Raw genomic sequence first — 766 nt, 5'->3', positions numbered from 1 at the left:
CTTCGTGAACCATCGCTTTGAGAGAATCGTTTTTGCATCTGGGTGAACACTGCGAGACCCAATACGAGGTTTTTCTAGACGAGGCGGGCATGGTGTCCATGAATGTCGACCTCTTACACTACGCAGATGATCGGCCCGCTACGGTTCTTGACGCAAAATACAAAGCTGTGGCTGGTTCACCCAACGCGGACCTTTATCAAATGCTCGCCTACTGCACTGCCCTCAACCTCAAGCACGCCGTGTTGGTCTACGCCGGCAAGATCCCGCCATTGATTCGTCGGGTTGTCTTCACCGACATTGACGTCACTGTGCACGCACTCGATCTCTCGCAATCGCCGGCTGAGATGCTTAGCGCTCTCAAGCGCCTGGCAGAATCCGTGCGTGATGAGGCGCTTCAGGAACGCTTGGCACGCAGGGCCGGCGCAAGGGAATCTTTCGCGTGAAAGCGGCGGGCCTCACCCAACCCTGACACGTAGGGCCCTCCGGCGCCCATCAAGTTCTTCTCTTATGCGTCGCCCCGGTGGGGCGAGGCCGTAACTGGAATGATGGCTCCCTTGGCAGCGCATTTGGCAATAGGTTAAGACCATGCTTTCACCTGGGGATACTCGAAAAATCAACGAAGACGGCACTCCGACTGTGAGCATTCAGCACGGAATAACGAGGTTCATTTATGCAGAGATGAAGTCCCGAACTTCCCTGGACTTCCTTGGTGAAAAAGAAACGCCGAGCGTTATCAGAATTGTTCCTCTTCTGCGTATATTCACGA

1 protein-coding gene is annotated in these 766 nt (G+C 54.7%); it reads left to right on the top strand.

Annotation, left to right across the window (positions count from 1 at the left end; translation table 11 throughout):
* Nucleotides 1-17 precede the first annotated feature (17 nt).
* Nucleotides 18-443, top strand: a complete 426-nt coding sequence (locus tag JF66_RS19360) for a hypothetical protein (RefSeq protein ID WP_369798075.1) — start codon at nucleotides 18-20, stop codon at nucleotides 441-443.
* Nucleotides 444-766: the final 323 nt, after the last annotated feature.

Source organism: Cryobacterium sp. MLB-32, assembly GCF_000738085.1.
Lineage (GTDB): Bacteria > Actinomycetota > Actinomycetes > Actinomycetales > Microbacteriaceae > Cryobacterium.
This window is presented reverse-complemented; position numbering and strand designations above follow the sequence as displayed.